Genomic DNA, 319 nt, shown 5'->3' with positions numbered 1-319 from the left:
GGACTGGGCCGGAACGTCGACATGCAGACCGGCGCGGGTACCCTGATGGGGCACGGCAAGCGGCCCCAGCGTCTTGAGAAATGCATCCGCACCGCTGTTACGATCATAGACCGAAAAATCGATCGGGCGATCCCGGAAGGATTTCAGGACCTGCCCCAGACCCTTCATGCCGGTCTCGCGCTGGCGGCGGACCATGGACAGATCGACCTCGATCGGGAACATGTCCTCTTGCCCCGCGGACTGGTGCAGCACCATGGACGTCGGATCGACGACACAGGACTTGCCGGTGCCCCCTGCGCCAAGGCCGTTCACGTCGAAG

At 63.9% G+C, this 319-nt stretch carries 1 pseudogene; it reads right to left on the bottom strand.

Going from position 1 to position 319, the window contains the following annotated elements:
• Positions 1–319 (bottom strand): annotated as a pseudogene (locus tag A3764_RS00640) (carbon-nitrogen hydrolase family protein); the annotation flags it as partial.

Origin of the sequence: Sulfitobacter sp. HI0129 (assembly GCF_001635395.1) — a bacterium.
Lineage (GTDB): Bacteria > Pseudomonadota > Alphaproteobacteria > Rhodobacterales > Rhodobacteraceae > Sulfitobacter.
This window is presented reverse-complemented; position numbering and strand designations above follow the sequence as displayed.